This is a genomic window from Protofrankia sp. Cas4 (genome assembly GCF_963555915.1).
Taxonomy (GTDB): domain Bacteria; phylum Actinomycetota; class Actinomycetes; order Frankiales; family Frankiaceae; genus Protofrankia.
Genome location: NZ_CAUVXL010000152.1, coordinates 1 through 3794 on the forward strand (window position 1 = coordinate 1; position 3794 = coordinate 3794).

The following is a 3794-nucleotide window of genomic DNA, read 5'->3' on the forward strand; positions in this document are numbered from 1 at the left end:
GCCGGACGTTCGCCGGCGCCAGATCGCCGGTGCGGGACAGCTGCGTGCCCACCACCAGATCCGGCGAGACGAGCGTGACGTCCCGGCCGGCCGCGGCGAGCCGCTCGGCGACCGCGATCCCGGTCGAGTTACCCAACGGGTCCCACACCACCACCGGACCGTCGGCCGGCAACAGATCGACCCCGGCCGCGGCCGCGGTCAGCAACGCCCGCGCGCTCAGCACGACCGCCGCCGTATCCGGACCACCCGGACCATCCCCGGCCAGGGACACCTCGGGAGCGGGTTCAGGCGTCGGCGCGCTGACCGGGATGGGCTGCTCGCCGTCCCGGCCACCGACCGCGACGATCACCGCGGTGCCGGCTGGCGATGTGCTCCCTTCGATGCCTGCTGCTGTGCCCGTTGCTGTGTCGGCTGCTCTGTTGCCTTCGAGACCGGCTTCGATGCCGGCTTCGATGCCGGTGCGGATGGTCACCCCGAGCCGGGCGCACTCCGCCTCCAACCAGTCGGTGAGGTGGGTGAACCGGGACCGCCCCGCGCCCGCGGCCGCCGCCACCAGCGCCCCGCCCAGGCGGGGTCCGCGTTCCAGCAGCGTGACGTGATGCCCGCGCAGCACCGCGACCCGCGCGGCCTCCAACCCGGCCGGCCCACCGCCGATCACCGTCACCGCAACGGGTACCTGCGCCTGCCCGGCCACCGGCGAGTCGGTCGTCTCATGGCCGGACGACGGTTCACCCACACAGGACACCAGCGGATTGCGGTTGTCGCGTACCTGGCACACCTGGTTGCACAGGATGCACGGACGCGGGGCCCGGCCGGCCCGCACGGTTGCCACCAGCTCCGGGTCGGCGATCTGCGCCCGGGTCATCTCGACCGCGTCGGCGACGCCGTCCGCGAGCGCCGCCTGCGCCATGTCGACGTCCACCACGCTGCCCTGCAGGATGACCGGGACGGCGCGGACGCCGCCACCATCCGGGCCCTGCGTGCTGTCCGTGCCGTTCGTGCCGTTCAGCGCTGCCCGGATGGTGGCGGTGAGCTCGCGGTTGAAGCCGGGCTCCACGTGCATGTCCGGCCGGGTCGCGGCCACCGTGAAGATCGACCCGCGGACCACCACCAGGTAGTCGTACAGCCCGGCCAGAGCGCGGGCGATCTCGACCGCCGCCGCTGGGGTGACACCGGCCCACGGAGCCAGCTCGTCGCAGGACAGCCGCAGCCCGACGATCGCGTCCCCGGCCGCGGCGCGGGTGGCGGTCAGCACCTCCTGCGCGAACCGCAGCCGGTCCGTGCCGTAGTCGTCGCCGCGGGTGTTCGTCAGGCCCGACAGGAACTGGCGCACCAGGCTGTACTGGCCGGCGTTCACCTCCACACCGTCACAGCCGGCGGCGATCGCCGTACGGGTGGCCTCGGCGAAACCGCGCACGACAGCGTCGATGTCGCCTGGTTCCATCGACTTGGGAACCTCGCGGGTGTTCACCTCCGGTACCTGCGATGGCGCCCACAGCTCCCGCTGGGAGTACGCCGAGCTGCCCTGCCCACCCGCGTGCCCGAGCGCTGCGACCAGCACGGTGCCGTACGGGTGCACCGCGTCCGCGATCGCCCGCCAACCCGCACCGCAGTCGGCGGCGAGGGGAGCCCGTTCGTACGGCCAGTCCGACGGATGGACCGACGCCTCCTCCGTCACGATCACGCCGACGCCCCCGGCCGCCCGCCGGGCGTAGTAGGCCACCGATCGCGACGAGAAGGCCCGGCCATGGCACAGGTTGGTCTCGTGCGGCCCGAACAGCACCCGGCTCGGCGCGTTCCGGCCACCCAACGTGAATGGATCTGTGAGCAGCATTGTCGACCTCAGACGTCCTCAGTCTTCCTCAGTCTTCGTCAGGCTTCGTTGGCATGCGTGCCGTCCTGCGCCGAGAACCGCGCCGGGCGCTTCTCCTGCCGCGCGAGGATCGCCTCGGCAAGATCCGGCCAGTCGAATGACGCATCCATCAGTTCCACCGATGCCGCGAGCGCCTCGGCACGGGACCGCTCGGCATCGGCGTAGACCTGCTGTTTGATAACGGTAAGCGAGCGAGGAGAACAGTTCGCGGCCAGGTCGCGGGCGTAGTCGAAGGCAGCCCCGAGTTCCGTTCCCGCCGGGACGACCCGTTGCACCAGGCCGATGCGGTGCGCTTCGTCGGCATCTATCGTGCGGCCTGACAGCAGCAGGTCCATGGCGTTCGGCAGGCCCACCAGCCGTTGCAGCAGCCAGGATGCGTTGTACTCGGCGACCAGTCCCAGTCGGGCGAAGGCCGTGGTGAAGATCGCGTCCTTGCTGGCGAAGCGGATGTCCGCGCCCAGCAGCAGGCCGAACCCGATGCCCGCGACCGCACCGTTGACGGCCGCCACCACTGGTTTGGGCGTGCACACGGCGGCGTCTGCGGTAGCGGCCGAGCCCGGCAGGAACTCGCGCAGGGTTTCCGCACCCTGTGCGAGCAGCCCGAGATCCGCACCCGAGCAGAAGCCTTTACCCGCGCCGGTCAGCACGATGGCGCGTACCCGCGGGTCGTCGTCCGCCGCGCGCATCAGCTCGACGTAGCGATCCACCATCGGCGGCGTGAGCGCGTTGCGCTTGTCCGGTCGATTCAGCGTGATGGTGGCAACGCCTTCGGTCACCTCGTAGCGCACGGTGTCGACCCGGTCGTCTCCGAGCACTTCGGTCATACCGGACTCCCTCGGGTTCGGATCGGATCGCGTCGGTGTTCGTGCGGCATCCAGCAGACCAGATGTCGGGCCCACGTGCATACCACGGGCAGCGGGCGATCATCGGCAGGTGATCGTGCGCTTGGCGCATGGTCCACCCGAGAGCGCCCAGACCCCTCGGCCGGTCCCTGGCACGGCGTCGAGGTAGATCGTCGTTTACCCGGTTCCCTTTTTTCGATCATTCGATCGTGGGTGTTGTCGGGATGAACATCCGGCGAGACGTTGGCAATCATAAATTGTTCTTGTGTTGGAATTGTTGTCTTGCGCACATCGGATGGCGGCTCGTATGGGTGATGTGCCACCACGGGGATGCGTCCGGGGGTGCCCGGCTCGGCGAGGTTGTGACCTGCGGGTTTCGGTCTCTGTGCGGATGGCGGCCAGGCGGGCGGCCCGCTTGTCGTGGATCAAAACATGATGATCGTCTGAAACAATTATCTACAGCAAAACAATGTCGTGACTGATGCGGTGCGTGGGCGGCTGCCTGCTGGCAGTGTCTGTTTCCCCTCGTGGCGTCCGATACGTGCGGTGCACGGGTTGGCTGGCTGCGCGGGCTGTGGATGGCGTCTGGTCGTTAGAGCGCCCGGCAATAGGGGACGCGGCGTCGCGGGGCTGGGGCACGCATTTTGCTTCGTTGTCGTCGGCCCAGGTAGAACACCGCTACCTGGGCCTCCTCCGCCTCGCGATCTACGCACCCCAGTCCCGCTCCTTGATCCACGCCCCTATTGCCGGGCGCTCTTATCGGCGTGGACCTGATCGGCGCGGGCGGAGAACCGTCAGATCGAGGTCACGTCGGAGCGGACGGAGTCGACGTCGACGTTCGCGAATCCGACTGGCACGTGGACGGTGGAGAGTTTCTCCGGGATACGTCGAGTCCGCCGGGGCGAGGGCTGGGTGCCGGTGGACACGACATTGGTCGTGTCGGGCGGCGTTGAGTCTGCCGATGCGGTTGGCGAGCGTCAGTGCGCAGCCGATGGTGGTGCAGGGTGCGTCGGGGATGGGTGCGGGCACGACGTGGAATTCCCAGCCGACCGCGGACGGGCAACGAGTCCGACCCGAAT

The 3794-nt window shown here is 69.5% G+C and carries 2 protein-coding genes; both read right to left on the reverse strand.

The genetic code is table 11. The annotated features are described in order from the left end of the window. The coding region (locus U9979_RS13965) for a mycofactocin system FadH/OYE family oxidoreductase 1 (RefSeq protein WP_322779710.1) at positions 1–1834 on the reverse strand (1834 nt) is incomplete at its 3' end. A gap of 38 nt (positions 1835–1872) precedes the next feature. After that, positions 1873–2661, reverse strand: a complete 789-nt coding sequence (locus tag U9979_RS13970) for an enoyl-CoA hydratase-related protein (RefSeq protein WP_322750183.1) — start codon at positions 2659–2661, stop codon at positions 1873–1875. Positions 2662–3794 lie beyond the last annotated feature (1133 nt).